The following is a 17,633-nucleotide window of genomic DNA, read 5'->3' as shown; positions in this document are numbered from 1 at the left end:
CAAGCCCAAGCCCGCGCTCACCGCGCTGTTCGACGAGGTCATCGCCTAGGTCAGACCGCTGAAGGGGCCGGGACCGCACCTGCGGTCCCGGCCTCTTCGCGCAACCGCCCTGCCGTTTCGCCTCGCGACCCCGCCCCATGGGAGACTTGCCAGCATGAACGCACCCGACGGCCCCGGCACGCGACTGGACCCCTGGTTCGATTCGTACGCCGCCCGCGCGCACGCGATGCGCGCCTCGGAGATCCGGGCGCTGTTCTCGGTCGCCAACCGGCCCGAGGTCGTGTCCCTTGCAGGCGGGATGCCCTATATCGGGGGCCTGCCGCTCGAGGAGCTCGCCGAGATGACCAAGCGCCTCGTTCTCGAGCAGGGCGAGGTCGCTCTCCAATATGGATCCGGCCAGGGCGACGAGGGCCTGCGGGAGCAGATCACGCAGGTGATGGCGCTCGAGGGCATCTCCGCCCATCCGGACGACGTGGTGGTCACCACGGGCTCGCAGCAGGCGCTGGACCTCGTCACCAAGATCTTCATCGACCCGGGCGACGTGATCGTCGCCGAGGCGCCCTCGTACGTGGGGGCGCTCGGGGTGTTCCGGGCGCACGAGGCGGACGTCGTGCACGTGGCCATGGATGCCGACGGCCTGGTCCCCGAGCAGCTCGAGTCCACGCTCGCGAGGCTGACGTCCGAGGGCCGGCGCGTCAAGTTCCTGTACACGGTTCCCAACTTCCACAACCCCGGCGGAGTGAGCCTCTCCACCGAACGACGCCCGCGGATCCTGGAGATCTGCCAGCGATACGGCGTGCTGGTGCTCGAGGACAACCCCTACGGGCTGCTCGGCTTCGACCGTGAACCCGTGCCCGCCCTGCGCTCCATGAGCGAAGAAGGCGTGATCTACCTGGGGTCTTTCTCCAAGACCTTCGCGCCTGGCTATCGAGTGGGCTGGGCCGTCGCGCCTCACGCGGTCCGCGAGAAGCTGGTGCTCGCCTCCGAGGCCGCCATCCTGTGCCCCTCCAACGCATCCCAGTTCGCGATCAAGGCCTACCTCGACCACGCGGACTGGCAGGGGCAGATCAAGAAGTTCAGGGAGCAGTACCGCGAGCGGCGCGACGCGATGATCTCGTCTCTCGAGGAGCACATCCCCGAGGCCACGTGGAACGTGCCCGACGGCGGCTTCTACGTATGGGTCAAGCTGCCCGAGGGCCTGAACGCCAAGTCGATGCTGCCGCGAGCGGTCACCGCGCGCGTCGCCTTCGTTCCCGGCACCGCCTTCTACTACGACGGCCAGGGGTCCGACCACATGCGCTTGTCGTACTGCTACCCCACGCCCGATCGCATCAAGGAGGGAGTGCGGCGGCTGTCCACCGTGGTCGACGCCGAGCTCGAGACCGTCCGGATCTTCGGCACCGACGGCGGAGACGACGGCGACACCGTGGACTTCCCCTCGCCCGACCTCGCATGACGCCCATCGACATCGATACCAGGAGGCTCACATGGACGTGCTGATTCTGGCAGGAGGCCTGTCGCACGAGCGCGACGTGTCCATCCGATCGGGCCGCCGAGTCGCGGAGATCCTTCGCGACCGTGGCGTCAAGGTGCAGGTGCAGGACGTCGACACCACTCTGCTCCGCACGCTGTCATCCCTGGCAGATGGGGTGGTCTGGCCGCTGCTGCACGGATCCTCCGGCGAGGACGGCTCCCTGCAGGCGCTGCTCGAGCTTTCGGGTGTGCGGTACGTGGGCACCCGCTCCAAGGAGGCCCGGGTCGCGTGGGTGAAGCCGGTCGCCAAGGCGGTCTACGGGCGTGAGGGCGTCAGCACACCCGACTTCATCACGCTGCCCCAGTCGCTGTTCCGCGAGGTGGGCGCCGAGCAGGTCATGGACGCCATCGTGTCGCGGTTCGGGCTGCCCCTGGTCGTCAAGCCCGCCCGTGGTGGTTCCGCCCTCGGAGTGTCCCTGGTCACAGAACGGGCTCAGCTGTCGCGCGCGATGGTGCACTGCTTCGCCTACGGCGACAACGCCATGGTCGAGACCGCCGTCTCGGGCACCGAGGTCGCCGTCTCCGTCATCGGCACCGGTGCAGAGGCCACTGCTCTGCCGCCGGTGGAGATCGAGTGCGAAGGGCCGTACGACTACGACGCGCGCTACAACGCGGGCCGGGTCCAGTACTACACGCCGGCACGGTTGGACACGGCCGATGCCGCTCGGGTCACCGAGGCCGCGCTCACCGTGCACCGGGTCATGGGATTGCGCGACCTCTCCCGCGTCGACATGATCGTCGATCAGGACGGCAACCCTCAGGTGCTGGACGTCAACATCGCGCCAGGGATGACCGAGACGTCGCTGTTGCCGCAGGCGGCAGTCGCCGACCCTCGCGACATCGGCGAGATCTACCAAGAGATCGTCAAGGCCGCTCTCGTCTGAGGCCTCCACCTCGCATCAACCCTGGTAGATGGCCCTCAGCGGGGCACTACTCGGGGGCTGTCCTCAGTTCGCGTCGTCGGCGCGGCCCTGTAGGACCCCAGGGTCCTGGGGGTCGAGCACCGAGACGATCCTGTTGAGGTCCTCCACGGACGCGAAGTCGATGGTGATCTTGCCTCTGCTCTTGCCGAGTTGAATCTTGACGCGCGTGTCGAATCTGTCGCCCAGGCGTGAGCCGAGCTCGTCGAGGGCAGCCGTGCGGCCGCCGGCTCGGACCTGTCCGCGGGGCGCCTTGGGCTTGTCGAGCCCCAGGGTCACCGTCTCCTCGGTCGCGCGCACCGACAGGCCTTCGGCGACGATTCGCTGGGCCAGGGTCTCCATGTCGGCAGGGTCCTCGAGGCCGAGCAGTGCCCGCGCGTGTCCCGCGCTCAGCACACCGGCTGCCACTCGTCTCTGCACCAGCGGGGGCAGGCGCAGCAGGCGCAGGGTGTTGCTGATCTGCGGCCGCGATCGGCTGATGCGCTCGGCGAGCTGCTCGTGCGTGATTCCGAAGTCGTCGAGAAGCTGCTGGTACGCGGCGGCCTCCTCCAATGGATTGAGCTGGCTCCGGTGCAGGTTCTCGACCAGCGCGTCGCGGAGCATGTCCGTGTCGACCGTCTCGCGGACGATCGCTGGAATGAGGTCGAGGCCGGCCTCCTTGCTCGCGCGCAGACGGCGCTCTCCCATGATCAGCTCGTAGCCGGTGCCCTTGGGGTGCGGCCGAACGACGATGGGCTGCAGTACGCCGATCTCTCTGATGGAGCCGACGAGCTCAGCCATCGCATCCTCGTCGAACACGTCACGGGGCTGATGCGGGTTCGGCGTCACCTCATGAGGGTCGATGTTGGCGAAGTGAGCGCCCGGAACCGGAACCAGGTCCGGTTCCTCCCGCTCCCCGCTCGACTCGAAGAAGACGTCGTGCGGACGCTCCTTCGCCACCCGGGGGCCGTTCTCGCCGTCCTGTCCCTCGCCGGACGAGTCCGCCTCGCTCGGAATCAGGGCGCCGAGGCCGCGGCCGAGGCCGCGTCTAGGTGTGCTCACTGGTGCTCTCCTGTGTCGGTAGCGGCGCCCCGGGCGGCGATCTCGCGCGCCACTGCCGTGTAGGCCACGGCGCCGGAGGAATGGGGGTCGTGCGTGATCACGGTCTGACCGTAGCTGGGGGCCTCCGATACTCGCACGCTGCGAGGCACCGTGTGGTCGAGGGTCTGGTCGGGGAAGTGGCTGCGGACCTCCGAGGCGACCTCACGCGCGAGGTTGGTGCGGCCGTCGAACATGGTCAGCACGATCGTCGACACCTCGATGTCGCGGTTGAGGTGCTTCTTGACCATCTCCACGGTCTTGATGAGCTGCGTGAGCCCCTCGAGCGCGTAGTACTCGCACTGAATGGGGATGAGCACCTCGTGTGCCACCACCATCGCATTCAGGGTCAGCAGGCCCAGGCTGGGCGGGCAATCGATGAAGACGTAATCGAGCCGCTTTCCGGGACCGTCCAGCAGGTCCATGATCGCGCCATGGAGGCGGAACTCCCGCCGCACGATCGACACCATCTCGATGTCGGCCCCCGCGAGGTCGATGGTGGCGGGCGCGCACCACAGGGTCGGAATGTCGGGGCACCGCTGAGCCACGTTGGCCATCGGCTCGTCGTCGAGCAGGACCTCGTAGATGGAGGGGGTGCCGGATCGGTGCTCGACCCCGAGCGCGGTGGACGCATTGCCCTGCGGGTCCGCGTCCACCACGAGGACGTTGGCGCCTCGCTTGGCGAGCGCCGCAGCGATGTTGACCGTCGACGTGGTCTTGCCGACGCCGCCCTTCTGATTGGACACCGCAATCACGCGGGTCTTGGCCGGCCGAGGGAAGTCGGTCTTCTCGAGCTGCCGCCTGAGCCGTTCCGTCGCGATCATCTCGTTGGCGAGGGGGCTGCCCTCGTCCTCGCTGAGGCCGTCGAAGCCGTCGAGGGCGTCCTCCGTTTCACGTGAAACGGCCGGATCCTCATTCAGCGACAGACGCGACGACGCCGGTTCGTCGGTGCCCAGGCCAGCGGCACCGATCGTGGGTTCCGTCACTGTCGTCCTCCCGCTGGTTTCACGTGGAACATCTGCCACCTCTGCTGCACTCGCACGACTCTACCGGGTCCACTCGACCGCGGCCCCCTGTGGATGAACATGGGGGAGAACATCGATTTCACGCGTGAAAGGGTTGTGGATAACGCTGGGGACAACGCTCCGGAGGTCCGAGGTCCGGCCCCGGCCGCCGAACCCGTCAACTGCCCTGGCGAAGACGAACGACGGTCGTCGGTTCGAGCTCGGGGAGGGTGGGGGCGGACTCGACGCTGCCCGTCAGTCCGAATTTGCGCAGCACGTACTTCGCGCGCTCGAGCTCTTCGGGAGCGCTCCTGCCCTTCAAGAGGGCCATCTCGCCACCGTCGGCCAACAGCGGGGCGCACCACTTCACCAGGCGGTCGATCGGTGCGACGGCGCGGGCCGTGATGGCGTCGGCCTCGACCACGTCACGAACCTCCTCGGCCCGTCCGCGCACCACCGTCACGTTGTCGATGCCGCACTCACGGGCGGCCTCGTAGAGCCACGTCGTCCGCCGCTCCATGGGCTCCACCAGCACTACTCGTCTCTCCGGAAGCATTGCGGCCACCACCATTCCCGGCAGTCCGGCGCCGGAACCCACATCCACGATGGTGCCCTCCCGGAGGAAGGGTGCGACTGCCGCGGAGTTGAGGATGTGGCGCTCCCACAGTCGGCCGATCTCTCGCGGGCCGATGAGCCCGCGCAGCACGCCTTGGTCAGCCAGCATCAACGCGAAGCGCTCCACGCGGGGGTAGGACTCGCCAAAGTACTCACGCACCGCCGAGCTCTGATGCCACGGGTCGTGGCTGAGCTCGGCGATGTCCTCCCGCGAACCTTCCTCGCGCTGTTCGTCCGTCATCGACTCACCGACTGTTTCACGTGAAACGAGTCACGCCTGCGGCGTGATCACCACGTGGCGGTCGGGGTCGGCGCCTTCCGACTCGGACACCAGTCCCGCCTCGAGGACCACGTCGTGCACCACCTTGCGCTCGAAGGCGTTCATGGGCGGAAGCGCGAAGCTCTCGCCCGTCTCGCGCACCTTGACGATGGCCTCGCGAGCCTGCTCGGCCAATCGTTCCCGGCGACCGGCACGGAAGTCCGCGATGTCGAGCATGAGCCTGCTCATCTCGCCGGTCTCCGACTGGACCGCGAGCCGCGCGAGATCCTGCAGCGCGTCGAGCACCTCTCCCTCGGGGCCCACGAGCCGCTTGAGGTCCTGGTGCGGCCCGTCCGCCACGATCGCGACCTTGGCCCGCCCCGCCTCAACGGAGATGTCGATGTCGCCATCCATGTCGAGGATGTCGAGCAGCTCCTCGAGGAAGTCTGCCGCGACGTCGCCTTCGGCGTCGAGGCCGGTCGCGTCCTTGGATTCACTCATCATTTGTCCTTCTTCGGTGTGTCATCTGTAGAACCTGCGTCGTCCGCAGCGTCCGTCGAGTCGTTGTCGGCGTTGGGATCGGCCTGGCCCGACCCGGAGCCCGAGCCGTCGGAGCCGCCGGGGGAGGGCTGGCGCGGTGCGCCCTTCTTGCGCTGCGAGCGGGGTGCGCCCTTCTTGGGCTGCTGGCGCTGGCGCGGCTCCTTGGATTCCTCGATCTCAGTGACGTCTTCAGACGAGCCCTCGATCACCACGCCCTTCTTGCGCGCCTTCGCCTCCTTGCGAGCCTTGAGCGCCTTCTCCGCCTCGGATCCAGGGGTGGGGTTGTTGCGGATGACGTAGAACTGCTGGCCCATGGTCCAGACGTTGGTCGTCGTCCAGTAGATCAGCACACCCACGGGGAAGTTCGGTCCCGTGATCACGAAGATGAAGGGCAGCGCGTACATGAGGATCTTCTGCTGCTGAGCCATCGGGCCTTCGAGTGCCGAGGCCGGCATGTTCTTGCGGGTCAGCTGGCGCTGCGTGAGGAAGGTCGTGGCCACCATCGCGAGGATCAGCACCGCGGACACGATCTTGACGGCGGCACCCTCGGAACCTAGGAACGTATCGGACAGCTGCGCGCCGAAGATGGTGGCGTCGTGACCCTGCTCGGCCAGTTCAGGGGTGAGCCACCCGATGCCCTCGTACGTCTGCTCCGCTGGCGGAAGCGACGAGTCGACCGGGTTCATCCGCCAATTGAGCACCCGGAACAGGGCGAAGAAGATGGGGGCCTGAACCAGGATGGGCAGGCACGAGGCGAAGGGGTTGGTCTTGTGCTTGGAGTACAGCTCCATGGTCTCGCGGCTCATGGCCTCACGAGACGCTTGATCCTTCTTGCCCTTGTACTTGTTCTGGACGGCCTTCAGCTCAGGCGCGATGACCTGCATCGCTCGAGACGCCTTGATCTGCTTGACGAACAGCGGGATCAGCAGGATGCGGATCAGCACCACCAGGCCGACGATGGACAGCGCCCAGGTCCACCCTCCATCGGGGGACATCCCGACGTTCGTCAACAACCAGTGGAAGCCCACCATGATGTTGGCCACTACCCACTCGAGCGGGTAGAAGATAGCGAAGAAGCCGTCCACTGCGATCCTTACCTAGTTTTGAGTGACGCCCGGGGCGTCAGAGGAAGTCCTGTGCGGTGCACGCTTGAACAGCGGCGCACCCTTGGCGGGGACATCGTCCACACCGCCGTTGCTCCACGGGTTGCAGCGGAGCACCCTCCAGCTCGCGAGCACGAATCCCCTCATCGCACCGTGCGTGCGCACCGCCTCGAGTCCGTAGTGCGAGCACGATGGATAGTACTTGCAGCGCGGCCCGAGCAGGGGAGAGACGGTCAACTGATAGAGCCGGATGAGCCCGACCAGCAGCAATCGCGGAACGGACGCGACTGCTCGCGCGAGGCTGTGCGCTCGACTCACGAGACCGTCGCCTTGCGCATCGCCGTGCCGACCGCATCGGTCACATCCGCCCTCAGCCGCGGGAATTCCACCTCGGCTGACCGCGGCAGCGCGCGCACCACCACGGACGTGCCCGCCGGCAGCGCCGGCAGCACGTCTCTCATGATGGCGCGCAGGCGTCGCTTCACGCGGTTGCGGATCACGGCACCTCCCACGGCCTTAGAAACAGCGAAACCGGCCATGCTGTTCGCATTGCCGGTTTGCTTGACGTGCACGACTACGGTCGCCCGACCACTCCGGGTGCCCTGACGCATCGCGGACTTGAAGTCCGCGGCGGCCGTCATCCGAGAGCGGGCCGGGAGCACCTTACGCCGACAGCTTGCCGCGGCCCTTGCGACGGCGCGCGGTCAGGATCGAGCGTCCCGCACGGGTGCGCATGCGCAGACGGAAGCCGTGCGTCTTGGCACGCTTGCGGTTGTTCGGCTGAAAAGTCCGCTTGCTCACGGGTCACTCCACACAGGGTTTCGGGTACGGTCATAAAGCGCACTAACGTTACGCGCTCCAGGCGCGCAGGGTCAAGTCGCCACACACACATTGGATGCCCGGCCTGAACAGGATAGGCTCCACCAACACGGATACCAACCTGGGCAGCGACACGCGCCCGTCTGGTTACGAATAGGTGACAGGCTGTCAACGCCCTGTGCACAACCGTGTGGAAAAGCCGGAAGGAGAGTCGATGGCCGCCCAACCCGGCGCCGAGTCCATGGAGCAGGTCTGGGCCCGCACTCTCGATGCTCTCCACGAGAACTCGGCGGTCACCGCTCAGCACCGTTCCTTCATCCGGCTCATCAAGCCGCTGGCGATCGTCGAGGACAACGTCTTTCTCGCCGTCGCCGAGGAGTTCACCAAGAACTACGTCGAGACCACGATCCGCGAGCTGCTCACGCACGCGCTCTCGGACATGATCGGTCGCCAGGTCCGCATCGCGGTCACCGTCGACTCCTCCGTGAGTCCGCCGGAGCCGAGTTCGCCCGCAGACGACGACCCTCCGCCGCGCCGGTCCAGCGCGCCAGCGCGCCACGAGCCTGAACCGGCGTACGAGGACCCGCACCTCAACCCCAGGTACACGTTCGACACATTCGTCATCGGCTCCTCCAACAGGTTCGCTCACGCCGCTGCCCTCGCGGTGGCTGAGTCACCCGGCAAGACCTACAACCCGCTGTTCATCTACGGCGACTCCGGTCTGGGCAAGACCCACCTGCTCCACGCGATCGGCCATTACACCAGGCACCTGAAGCCGCAGACACGCGTGAGATACGTGAACTCCGAGGAGTTCACGAACGACTTCATCAACTCCATCCGCGACGACCGATCGCTCAGCTTCAAGCGCACGTACCGCGAGGTCGACGTGCTGCTGATCGACGACATCCAGTTCCTGCAGGGCAAGGAACAGACGCTCGAGGAGTTCTTCCACACGTTCAACTCGCTGCACAATGCGGGCAAGCACGTGGTCATCACCTCCGACGTGAGCCCTCGCAACCTCGACGGGATCGAGGAGCGCATGCGGACCCGCTTCGAGTGGGGCCTCATGACCGACGTGCAGCCTCCTGACCTCGAGACCCGCATCGCGATCCTGCGCAAGAAGGCCGCGGCGGACGACGTGCAGGCACCAGGAGACGTGCTCGAGTACATCGCGTCGAACATCACCAGCAACATCCGTGAGCTCGAGGGCGCCCTCATTCGGGTGACCGCGTTCGCCGCACTCAACAAGCAGCCGGTGGACCTGTCGCTCGCGCAGGTCGTCCTGAAGGATCTGATCTCCGACGACGACTCGGAGATCACGGCCTCGACCATCATCGGCACCACTGCGGACTACTTCGGCATCTCCATGGAGGAGCTCACCGGCACGAGCCGCAGCCGCGTGTACGTCACCGCACGGCAGATCGCCATGTACCTGTGCCGCCAGCTCACCGACCTGTCGCTGCCCAAGATCGGCGAACACTTTGGCGGCAAGGACCACACCACGGTCATGTACGCGGTCAAGAAGGTCGAGGACCAGATCGCGCAGCGCCGGCAGATGTACAACCAGGTCAACGAGATCCACGCGCGGATCAAGCAGCAGTCGCGCGGCTGACCTTCGGGGGTTCACTCGCCCGCTCGCCATTTCTCGGCGTCCACCACATCCTTCGGGGCGTTCCATATCACACCCTGCACACTTGTGGATAAACCTGTGAGTAACGGTGGACAGTCCCGGCTTCCACAGGGAGAGAACTGTGAGCAACCGGGACAGCCTGTGAATGATGGAACTCCATCCACCGACCCGAATGACAAGAAGGCGTCCCTGTCCCGAAGCCGTACACAGGCCTGCCACGAGGTCTACCAGGGACTGCGACGGTTATCCCCAGTTTGCACGTCCCCTATGACTACTACTCACTCTTGTCATGACACGTGAATCCTGAGGGCCTTCATTTCCACATGCCGCCCGAGCCGACGTCGACCTCTCGAGCCGCTTGCCGTGTCGTGGCTGTGGCGTAGTCTGTCCGTCAGTGACACCAAGGAGCACCTGAATGAAATTCACCGTCGACCGCGATGTGCTCGCCGACGCCGTCGCGTGGACCTCGCGCGCCCTGCCGGCGCGCCCTCCCGTCCCCGTCCTGGCTGGAGTGCGCATCACGGCCGATGCGACCGGTGAGGTGACGCTCGCAAGCTTCGATTACGAGGTCTCCGCCCGGGGCACCTTCGCGGCCGACGTCGACGACGCCGGCGAGGTGCTGGTGTCCGGTCGTCTGCTGAAGGAGATCGCCAACGCGCTCCCGCACAAGCCGGTCGACTTCGCTCTCGAGGGAACCAAGGTCTCCGTGACCTGCGGTGCTTCCCGCTTCACCCTGGCGACCATGCCGGTGGATCAGTACCCGGCGCTTCCTGACCTCCCCGCCCAGTCGGGCACCATCGACGGCAGCGACTTCCAGCGCGCCGTGGCCCAGGTGACCGTCGCTGCGTCGAGGGACGAGACTCTTCCCATCCTCACCGGCGTGCGCGTCGAGATCGAGGGCTCTCACATCTCGCTGCTCGCGACGGACCGCTACCGGCTGGCGCTGCGCGAAATGTCGTGGAAGCCCTCGGCCGCGGACGCATCGGCCGTCGCTCTGGTGCGTGCGCGCACGCTGAACGACACCGCGAAGGCACTCGGTGCCGGAGACGTGACCGTGGCGCTGAGCTCGGGCAAGGGCGTGGATCTCATCGGCTTCGAGGCGGCTGGCCTCACCACCACGTCGCTGCTCATGGATGGCGACTATCCGCAGGTGCGCCGGCTGTTCCCGGACGAGAGCCCGGTGACCGCGGTGGTCAAGACCACAGAACTCATCGAGGCGACCCGCCGCGTGTCGCTCGTCGCGGAGCGCAACTCCTCCGTGCGGCTCGCGTTCGCGGAGGGTGAGGTCACCCTCGACGCCGGTCAGAGCGACGATGCCCAGGCCTCCGAAGCGCTCGAGTGCCAGCTTGAGGGCGACCCCATCACGGTCGCGTTCAACCCGCAGTACCTGCTCGACGGTCTCGGCGCCCTGTCCACGGAGTACGTGCGGCTCGGATTCACGCAGGACACCAAGCCCGTCGAGTTCGTGGGGCTCACCGCGCCCGGGGGCGAGCTCGCCTCCGACTTCCGCTACCTGCTGGTGCCCATCCGCATCCAGTCTTGAGCATGCAGTCGTAGCGTGCGTGTCACCCACCTTCACCTGACCGACTTCCGCTCGTACGCGGACCAGGAGATCGAACTCGGTCCGCGGGTCACGACGCTCGTCGGTCGCAACGGTCAGGGCAAGACCAACGTGGTCGAGGCGGTGAGATATCTCTCGAATCTGTCCTCGCATCGCGTCGCGGCCGACGCACCCTTAGTGCGCCAGGGAGCCGAGCGTGCCGTGGTGCGGGCGCGAGTCGAGAAGTCCGGGCGATCTCTTGCGATCGAGGTCACCATCAATGTCGGCAAGTCGAACACCGCGCGACTCGGCCGTGCGCAGGCCAAGCCGCGGGACCTGCTCGGCGCGCTGCGAACCGTGGTGTTCGCGCCCGAGGATCTCTCTCTGGTCAAGGGCGAGCCGTCCGGCCGGCGCACCTTCATGGACGAGCTGTGCGTGGCGCTTCAGCCCGCGATCGCCGGGGACCATTCGGACTACGACCGGGTCCTTCGCCAGCGCTCGTCGATGCTCAAGACTGCCAAGAACGCGCGCGGCGATCTGACCATGCTCGACATCTGGGACGAGAAGCTCGCGGACCTGGGCGGACGCATCATGGCGGCCAGGCTGCGGGCAGTGAAGCTGCTCGCTCCTCATGTGCACGCCGCCTACCAGGCGGTGGCGCCCGGTGGCGGTGACTGTCGAGTGAGCTACGCGACCGGTCTCGCTGATGCCGAGGGCTATGCGGCCGATGCGTCGGCTGCGGACCTCGGCGCCGTCCTGTTGTCGCGGCTTCAGGAGGTGCGGCCCAAGGAGATCGAGCGCGGCGTCACCATCGCGGGGCCCCATCGCGACGATCTCGACATCGCGCTCGGAGACATGCCGGCGAAGGGATACGCCAGCCACGGCGAGTCGTGGTCGTGCGCTCTCGCGCTCCGGCTGGGCTCGTACGAGCTGTTGACCAGGGATGATGGCCCCGATGCAGACGAGGACGGCGAGCCGGTGCTGATCCTCGACGATGTCTTCGCGGAGCTCGACACCGGTCGCCGAGCGGCATTGGCCGACCGGCTGACCGAGGCGAGCCAGGTGCTGATCACCGCGGCGGTCGCCGAGGACGTGCCCCAGGCGCTGCGTGGCGAGGTGCTCGAGGTCGCCGACGGTGCGGTGCTCGCCGGGGGCGACGATGGCTGACGATCCGGACGGCGCCGCATCCGACACGTCCGATCGTGACGAGGCCGGCGCGGCGAGCTCGCCCCACGACCTGGCGAGGCAGGCGATGGAGCGAGCCCGCGCATCGGCCCGTCTGAGGGGCGCCTACCGCACCAGTCCCACGGCCGGCCGGCGCCAGCGCGAAGAGAAGCGCAGGTCCTCGCGGCCCTTCGCGCCAGGGCGGGACCCGGCGGCGATGTCGGAGGCCGTGGATGCGCTGTTGCGGCGCATGGGCTGGACCGAGCAGATCGAGATCTCGGGCGTGATGAGCCGGTGGCGCGAGGTGGTCGGCGATCAGATCGCGGATCACTGCGAGCCGCTGTCTTTCGAGGAGGGCGTGCTCACCGTCAAGGCGAGCTCCACCGCGTGGGCGACGCAGTTGGGCATCATGTCCGGGCAGATCCGCCACCGCATCAACGAGGAGTTCGGCCGCGAGATCGTGCGCGAACTGAAGGTGTCGGGCCCCACGGCGCGGTCCTGGACGCGGGGTCAGCGGACCGTCCGCGGGCGGGGGCCGCGCGACACGTACGGGTAGCCACTGCGGGCCCATCCGCATGCAGACGGCGCCGCACACAAGATCGGCTATTCACGACTTCCCCACAAGTGGCATCCACACGCGCTATTTCGGCCCTAGAACCGTCTAGAATGAGCGACAGTACGTCGCGGGCCGTCCGAGCCCGCGTGAACCGCTTGAAAGGCGAAATCTGTGGCCCAGAACGACGCGCCCGTGGCGCAGCCTGCGTACGGTGCTGCGAATATCACCGTCCTGGAGGGCCTCGAGGCCGTCCGCAAGCGCCCGGGCATGTACATCGGCTCGACCGGAGAGCGTGGTCTCCACCACCTCGTCTACGAGGTCGTCGACAACTCGGTGGACGAGGCGCTGGCCGGGCACTGCGACACCATCACCGTGACGCTCATGCAGGATGGCGGCGTCCGAGTCACCGACAACGGCCGCGGGATCCCGGTGGACATCCACCCCACCGAGGGCAAGCCCACGGTCGAGGTCGTCATGACGATCCTGCACGCCGGCGGCAAGTTCGGTGGCGGTGGCTACGCGGTCTCCGGCGGTCTGCACGGCGTGGGCATCTCCGTCGTGAATGCGCTGTCGGCCCGCGTCGAGACCGTGGTCAAGCGCCAGGGCAACGTGTGGAAGCAGGTGTTCGCCGAGGGCGGCAAGCCGCAGGGCACCCTCGAGAAGGGCGACGCCACCGAGGAGACCGGCACCCAGCAGACCTTCTGGGCCGACCCCGACATCTTCGAGACCACCGACTACGACTTCGAGACGCTACGCGCCCGGTTCCAGCAGATGGCCTTCCTCAACAAGGGCCTGACGATCTCGCTCACCGACGAGCGCCCCGAGCACATCGCCGCTGACTCCGACCCGGACGCGGAGGAGCACCCCACCTCGCGCGTGGTGACCTACAAGTACGACGGCGGGCTCGTCGACTACGTCACGCACCTCAACGACACCAAGAAGTCGGAGCGAGTCCACGCCGAGGTGATCTCCCTCGAGGCCGAGGACGTCGAGAAGAAGATCGCCCTTGAACTGGCGATGCAGTGGACCAACGGCTACTCCGAATCGGTCTTCACATACGCGAACACCATCGCGACCACCGAGGGCGGGGCGCACGAAGAGGGCTTCCGTGCCGCACTCACCTCGCTGGTGAACCGATACGCGCGAGAGAAGTCGCTGCTCAAGGACAAGGACGAGAACCTCACGGGTGACGACGTCCGCGAGGGACTCACCGCGGTGCTGTCCGTCAAGCTGGGCGAGCCACAGTTCGAAGGACAGACCAAGACCAAGCTGGGCAACACCGAGGCCAAGACCTTCGTGCAGCGGATCGTCGGCGAGAAGCTCACCGATTGGTTCGACGCTCACCCGCAGGACGCCAAGGAGATCATCCGCAAGGCGATGCAGGCCTCGCAGGCGCGACTCGCCGCCCGCAAGGCGCGCGAGGCCACCCGGCGCAAGGGGCTGCTCGAGTCCGGCGGCATGCCGGGCAAGCTGCGCGACTGCTCGTCGAAGGATCCCAGCATCTCCGAGATCTTCCTGGTCGAGGGAGACTCCGCCGGCGGCTCCGCGGTGCGCGGCCGGAACCCCGCGACCCAGGCGATCCTGCCGCTGCGCGGCAAGGTGCTGAACGTCGAGCGCGCTCGCCTGGACAAGGCGCTCGCCAACACGGAGATCCAGGCGCTCTTCACCGCCTTCGGCTCCGGGATCGGCGACGAGTTCGAGCTGGACAAGTCCAGGTATCACAAGATCGTGCTGATGGCCGACGCCGACGTCGATGGCCAGCACATCCGCACGCTGCTGCTGACGGTGCTGTTCCGCTACATGCGGCCGCTCATCGAGGCCGGGTATGTGTACCTTGCGCAGCCCCCGCTGTACAAGCTCAAGTGGTCCAACGCCGAGCACGACTACGTGTTCACGGACCGCGAGCGGGACGCGCTCCTCAAGGAGGGGCTCGCGGCCGGCCGCAAGATCCCCAAGGACAACGGCATCCAGCGATACAAGGGTCTGGGCGAGATGGACTACTCGGAGCTGTGGGAGACCACGATGAACCCCGAGACCCGCACGCTGCTCCAGATCACCATGGACGACGCCGCGCTCGCGGACGAGACCTTCACCATCTTGATGGGTGAGGACGTCGAGTCACGACGCAACTTCATCCAGCGCAACGCGAAGGACGTGAGGTTCCTTGACATCTGAGATCCACAACCATGGCCGCATCGACAAGGTCGACCTCAATGTGGAGATGCAGCAGTCGTACCTCGACTACGCGATGTCCGTCATCGTGGGCCGCGCTCTTCCGGACGTCCGCGATGGCATGAAGCCCGTCCACCGTCGCGTGATCTACGCGATGTACGACGGCGGCTACCGCCCGGACCGCGCGTTCTCCAAGTGCACCCGCATCATCGGCGAGGTGATGGGCAACTATCACCCGCACGGTGACAGCGCGGTCTACGACACGTTGGTGCGCATGGTGCAGGACTGGTCGCTGCGCTACCCGCTCGCGGACGGCCAGGGCAACTTCGGCTCTCCCGGAAATGACCCCGCCGCAGCGCACCGGTACACCGAGTCCCGCATGGCGCAGATCGCCATGGAGATGGTGCGCGACATCGACGAGGACACCGTCGACTTCCAGGACAACTACGACGGCCGCACGCAGGAGCCGTCGGTGCTGCCCTCGCGGTTCCCCAACCTGATGGTGAACGGCTCGGCCGGCATCGCGGTGGGCATGGCGACGAACATCCCGCCGCACAACCTGCGCGAGGTCGCGGCCGGCGTCCAGTGGCACCTGGACAACCCCGACGCCACGAAGGAAGAGCTGCAGGACGCGCTCATCGCGCGGATCCAGGGTCCCGACTTCCCCACGGGCGCCGTCATCCTCGGCCGCCGCGGCATCGAAGAGGCCTACCGCACGGGTCGCGGCTCGATCACGATGCGATCCGTCGTCACCGTCGAGGAGCTGCAGGGCCGACAGTGCCTGGTGGTCACCGAGCTGCCGTACCAGGTGAACCCCGACAACCTGGCGCTCAAGATCGCGGAGCTGGTGAAGGAAGGCAAGGTCGCCGGCATCGCGGACATCCGCGACGAGACCTCCGGACGCACGGGTCAACGACTGGTGGTGGTGCTGAAGCGCGACGCCGTCGCGAAGGTGGTCCTCAACAACCTCTACAAGCACACCCAGCTCCAGGACACGTTCGGCGCCAACATGGTCGCCCTCGTGGACGGCGTTCCCCGCACGCTCAGCATCGACGCGTTCGTCCGTCACTGGGTCACGCACCAGATCGAGGTCATTCAGCGCCGCACCGCGTACCGCCTGGCGAAGGCGGAGCGCGAGGCGCACGTGCTGCGCGGCTACGTCAAGGCGCTCGACCTGCTCGACGAGGTCATCGCCCTCATCCGTCGCTCTCCCACAGTGGACGAGGCACGCTCGGGGCTGATGGAGCTGCTCGACGTCGACGAGGTCCAGGCCAACGCGATTCTCAACCTGCAGCTGCGCCGCCTGGCGGCCCTCGAGCGCCAGAAGATCGAGGCCGAGTACGAGGGCCTCATGGCGCAGATCAAGGACCTCACCGACATCCTCGGCTCGGAGCCCCGCCAGCGCACCATCATCTCGGACGAGCTCGCCGAGGTGGTGCGCAAGTACGGCGACGATCGCCGCACCGAGATCAGCCCGTTCGACGGCTCCGTCGACATCGAGGACCTGATCGCGGAGGAAGAGGTGGTCGTCACGATCACTCGCAGCGGCTACGCCAAGCGCACGCGTTCGGATCAGTACCGGGCGCAGAAGCGCGGCGGCAAGGGCGTGCGCGGCGCCACCCTGCGCAGCGACGACATGGTGGACCAGTTCTTCGTCACCACCACGCACCACTGGCTGCTGTTCTTCACGAACCTGGGCCGCGTCTACCGCGCGAAGGGCTACGAGCTGCCCGAGGGCGGACGCGACTCGAAGGGTCAGCACGTCGCGAACCTGCTGGCCTTCCAGCCGGGTGAGCAGATCGCTCAGGTGCTCGACCTCAAGTCCTACGAGGACAAGCCCTACCTGGTGCTCGCCACCAAGCGCGGCCTGGTCAAGAAGACGGACCTCACGTCCTACGACTCGAACCGCACGGGCGGCCTCATCGCCGTGAACCTGCGCGACGTCGAGTCCGAGGACGGCGAGATCCGTCCGGACGAGCTCGTGGCCGCCCGCCTGGTAGGCCCCGACGACGACCTCATGCTCGTGTCCCGCAAGGGTCAGTCGGTGCGCTTCCACGCGACCGACGATGAACTCCGTCCGATGGGCCGCGCCACCTCGGGCGTCAAGGGCATGAGCTTCCGCGGCGACGACGAGCTGCTGGCGATGGACGTGATCGACGCGTCGGTTCCCGACGCCGATGATCTGGGCGTGGCCGAGTCCACGGACGAGGACGCGGCGGACGCGGCGGCCGATGCGGTCGCGGCCCATGGGGGCCCGTTCTCCTTCGTCGTCACGCAGCATGGTTTCGCCAAGCGCACCGCCGTCTCCGCGTGGACGCCCAAGCACCGCGGCGGCCTGGGGGTGAAGGTCGCGACCCTCACCGAGGAGCGCGGCGACCTCGTGGGCGCGCTGCTCGTCGACGACAACGACGAGGTGCTGGTGATCATGGAGTCCGGCAAGGTGGTCCGGTCCCGCGTGGACCAGGTCCCCGCCAAGGGCAAGAACACCATGGGCGTGACGTTCGCCAAGCCCAGCAAGGGCGACGTGATCATCGGCGTGGCCCGCAATGTCGAGCGCAAGGTGGAAGAGGAGATCGAGGAGGCCGACGGTGAGACCCCGGTCGCCGCGACCGCGGACTCAGCCCCTGACGCCGAGGCGACCGAACCGGACGCCCCGACCCCCGCATCGGCCGACTGACCCCACCGAAATCCCGACCTTAGC

16 protein-coding genes are annotated in these 17,633 nt (G+C 67.2%); 8 read left to right on the top strand and 8 right to left on the bottom strand.

Annotation, left to right across the window (positions count from 1 at the left end; all coding sequences use genetic code 11):
- Window positions 1-154 precede the first annotated feature (154 nt).
- Window positions 155-1,456: an aminotransferase-like domain-containing protein gene (locus ACNI14_RS10085; RefSeq protein ID WP_420519894.1), complete on the top strand. Its 1,302-nt coding sequence runs from the start codon at window positions 155-157 to the stop codon at window positions 1,454-1,456.
- A 31-nt stretch (window positions 1,457-1,487) separates the two neighbouring features.
- Window positions 1,488-2,417 (top strand): D-alanine--D-alanine ligase family protein, encoded by a 930-nt coding sequence (locus tag ACNI14_RS10080; RefSeq protein ID WP_420519893.1) that lies wholly within the window; start codon window positions 1,488-1,490, stop codon window positions 2,415-2,417.
- A 63-nt stretch (window positions 2,418-2,480) separates the two neighbouring features.
- Here the strand turns inward: ACNI14_RS10080 and ACNI14_RS10075 are convergent, their stop codons facing one another.
- The 8 genes from ACNI14_RS10075 to rpmH form a co-directional block, all read right to left on the bottom strand.
- Window positions 2,481-3,494 (bottom strand): ParB/RepB/Spo0J family partition protein, encoded by a 1,014-nt coding sequence (locus tag ACNI14_RS10075; RefSeq protein ID WP_420519892.1) that lies wholly within the window; start codon window positions 3,492-3,494, stop codon window positions 2,481-2,483.
- Complete coding sequence (locus ACNI14_RS10070) at window positions 3,491-4,516, bottom strand: ParA family protein (protein WP_420519891.1); 1,026 nt, start codon at window positions 4,514-4,516, stop codon at window positions 3,491-3,493. Before ACNI14_RS10070 ends, ACNI14_RS10075 begins: the two co-directional genes overlap by 4 nt.
- 196 nt (window positions 4,517-4,712) lie before the next feature.
- A complete protein-coding gene (gene rsmG / locus ACNI14_RS10065) occupies window positions 4,713-5,390 on the bottom strand; it encodes a 16S rRNA (guanine(527)-N(7))-methyltransferase RsmG (protein WP_420519890.1) in 678 nt (225 codons plus the stop codon).
- A gap of 30 nt (window positions 5,391-5,420) precedes the next feature.
- Window positions 5,421-5,909, bottom strand: a complete 489-nt coding sequence (locus ACNI14_RS10060) for a Jag family protein (protein ID WP_420519889.1) — start codon at window positions 5,907-5,909, stop codon at window positions 5,421-5,423.
- The gene (gene yidC / locus ACNI14_RS10055) at window positions 5,909-7,033 is read right to left on the bottom strand and encodes a membrane protein insertase YidC (RefSeq protein WP_420519888.1); all 1,125 of its coding nucleotides are present in this window, start codon (window positions 7,031-7,033) and stop codon (window positions 5,909-5,911) included. Before yidC ends, ACNI14_RS10060 begins: the two co-directional genes overlap by 1 nt.
- Window positions 7,034-7,045: 12 nt before the next feature.
- A complete protein-coding gene (gene yidD / locus ACNI14_RS10050) occupies window positions 7,046-7,369 on the bottom strand; it encodes a membrane protein insertion efficiency factor YidD (protein ID WP_420519887.1) in 324 nt (107 codons plus the stop codon).
- Entirely contained in the window at window positions 7,366-7,713 is a 348-nt protein-coding gene (gene rnpA / locus ACNI14_RS10045) for a ribonuclease P protein component (protein WP_420519886.1), read from the bottom strand. The genes yidD and rnpA overlap by 4 nt, the downstream gene beginning before the upstream one ends.
- A gap of 1 nt (window position 7,714) precedes the next feature.
- Window positions 7,715-7,852 carry a 50S ribosomal protein L34 gene (gene rpmH, locus ACNI14_RS10040; protein ID WP_062137792.1) on the bottom strand — a complete coding sequence of 46 codons (138 nt, stop codon included), beginning with the start codon at window positions 7,850-7,852 and terminating at the stop codon, window positions 7,715-7,717.
- 232 nt (window positions 7,853-8,084) lie between these two features.
- On the opposite strand from rpmH, the gene dnaA reads away from it, so the two are divergent.
- The 6 genes from dnaA to gyrA all read left to right on the top strand — a co-directional run bounded on the left by dnaA (window position 8,085) and on the right by gyrA (window position 17,609).
- Window positions 8,085-9,482: a chromosomal replication initiator protein DnaA gene (gene dnaA, locus ACNI14_RS10035; protein ID WP_420519884.1), complete on the top strand. Its 1,398-nt coding sequence runs from the start codon at window positions 8,085-8,087 to the stop codon at window positions 9,480-9,482.
- Between the two features lie 433 nt (window positions 9,483-9,915).
- Window positions 9,916-11,043: a DNA polymerase III subunit beta gene (dnaN, locus tag ACNI14_RS10030; protein WP_420519883.1), complete on the top strand. Its 1,128-nt coding sequence runs from the start codon at window positions 9,916-9,918 to the stop codon at window positions 11,041-11,043.
- Window positions 11,044-11,058: 15 nt separating this feature from the next.
- Window positions 11,059-12,207, top strand: coding sequence for a DNA replication/repair protein RecF (recF, locus tag ACNI14_RS10025; protein WP_420519882.1), 1,149 nt, complete (start codon window positions 11,059-11,061; stop codon window positions 12,205-12,207).
- Window positions 12,200-12,760 (top strand): DciA family protein, encoded by a 561-nt coding sequence (locus ACNI14_RS10020; protein WP_420519881.1) that lies wholly within the window; start codon window positions 12,200-12,202, stop codon window positions 12,758-12,760. The genes recF and ACNI14_RS10020 overlap by 8 nt, the downstream gene beginning before the upstream one ends.
- A gap of 171 nt (window positions 12,761-12,931) precedes the next feature.
- A complete protein-coding gene (gene gyrB / locus ACNI14_RS10015; RefSeq protein WP_420519880.1) occupies window positions 12,932-14,935 on the top strand; it encodes a DNA topoisomerase (ATP-hydrolyzing) subunit B in 2,004 nt (667 codons plus the stop codon).
- A gap of 46 nt (window positions 14,936-14,981) precedes the next feature.
- Complete coding sequence (gene gyrA, locus ACNI14_RS10010; protein ID WP_420520115.1) at window positions 14,982-17,609, top strand: DNA gyrase subunit A; 2,628 nt, start codon at window positions 14,982-14,984, stop codon at window positions 17,607-17,609.
- Window positions 17,610-17,633 lie beyond the last annotated feature (24 nt).

This window comes from Demequina pilifera (genome assembly GCF_048814985.1).
GTDB lineage: Bacteria > Actinomycetota > Actinomycetes > Actinomycetales > Demequinaceae > Demequina.
This window is presented reverse-complemented; position numbering and strand designations above follow the sequence as displayed.

Bases quoted from the DNA above. Each gene is read 5' to 3' on its own strand.
- ACNI14_RS10085 (WP_420519894.1), top strand. From the start codon at position 155: ATGAACGCACCCGACGGCCCCGGCACGCGACTGGACCCCTGGTTCGAT.
- ACNI14_RS10080 (WP_420519893.1), top strand. From the start codon at position 1,488: ATGGACGTGCTGATTCTGGCAGGAGGCCTGTCGCACGAGCGCGACGTG.
- rsmG (WP_420519890.1), bottom strand. From the start codon at position 5,390: ATGACGGACGAACAGCGCGAGGAAGGTTCGCGGGAGGACATCGCCGAG.
- ACNI14_RS10060 (WP_420519889.1), bottom strand. From the start codon at position 5,909: ATGAGTGAATCCAAGGACGCGACCGGCCTCGACGCCGAAGGCGACGTC.
- dnaA (WP_420519884.1), top strand. From the start codon at position 8,085: ATGGCCGCCCAACCCGGCGCCGAGTCCATGGAGCAGGTCTGGGCCCGC.
- dnaN (WP_420519883.1), top strand. From the start codon at position 9,916: ATGAAATTCACCGTCGACCGCGATGTGCTCGCCGACGCCGTCGCGTGG.
- ACNI14_RS10020 (WP_420519881.1), top strand. From the start codon at position 12,200: ATGGCTGACGATCCGGACGGCGCCGCATCCGACACGTCCGATCGTGAC.
- gyrA (WP_420520115.1), top strand. From the start codon at position 14,982: ATGCAGCAGTCGTACCTCGACTACGCGATGTCCGTCATCGTGGGCCGC.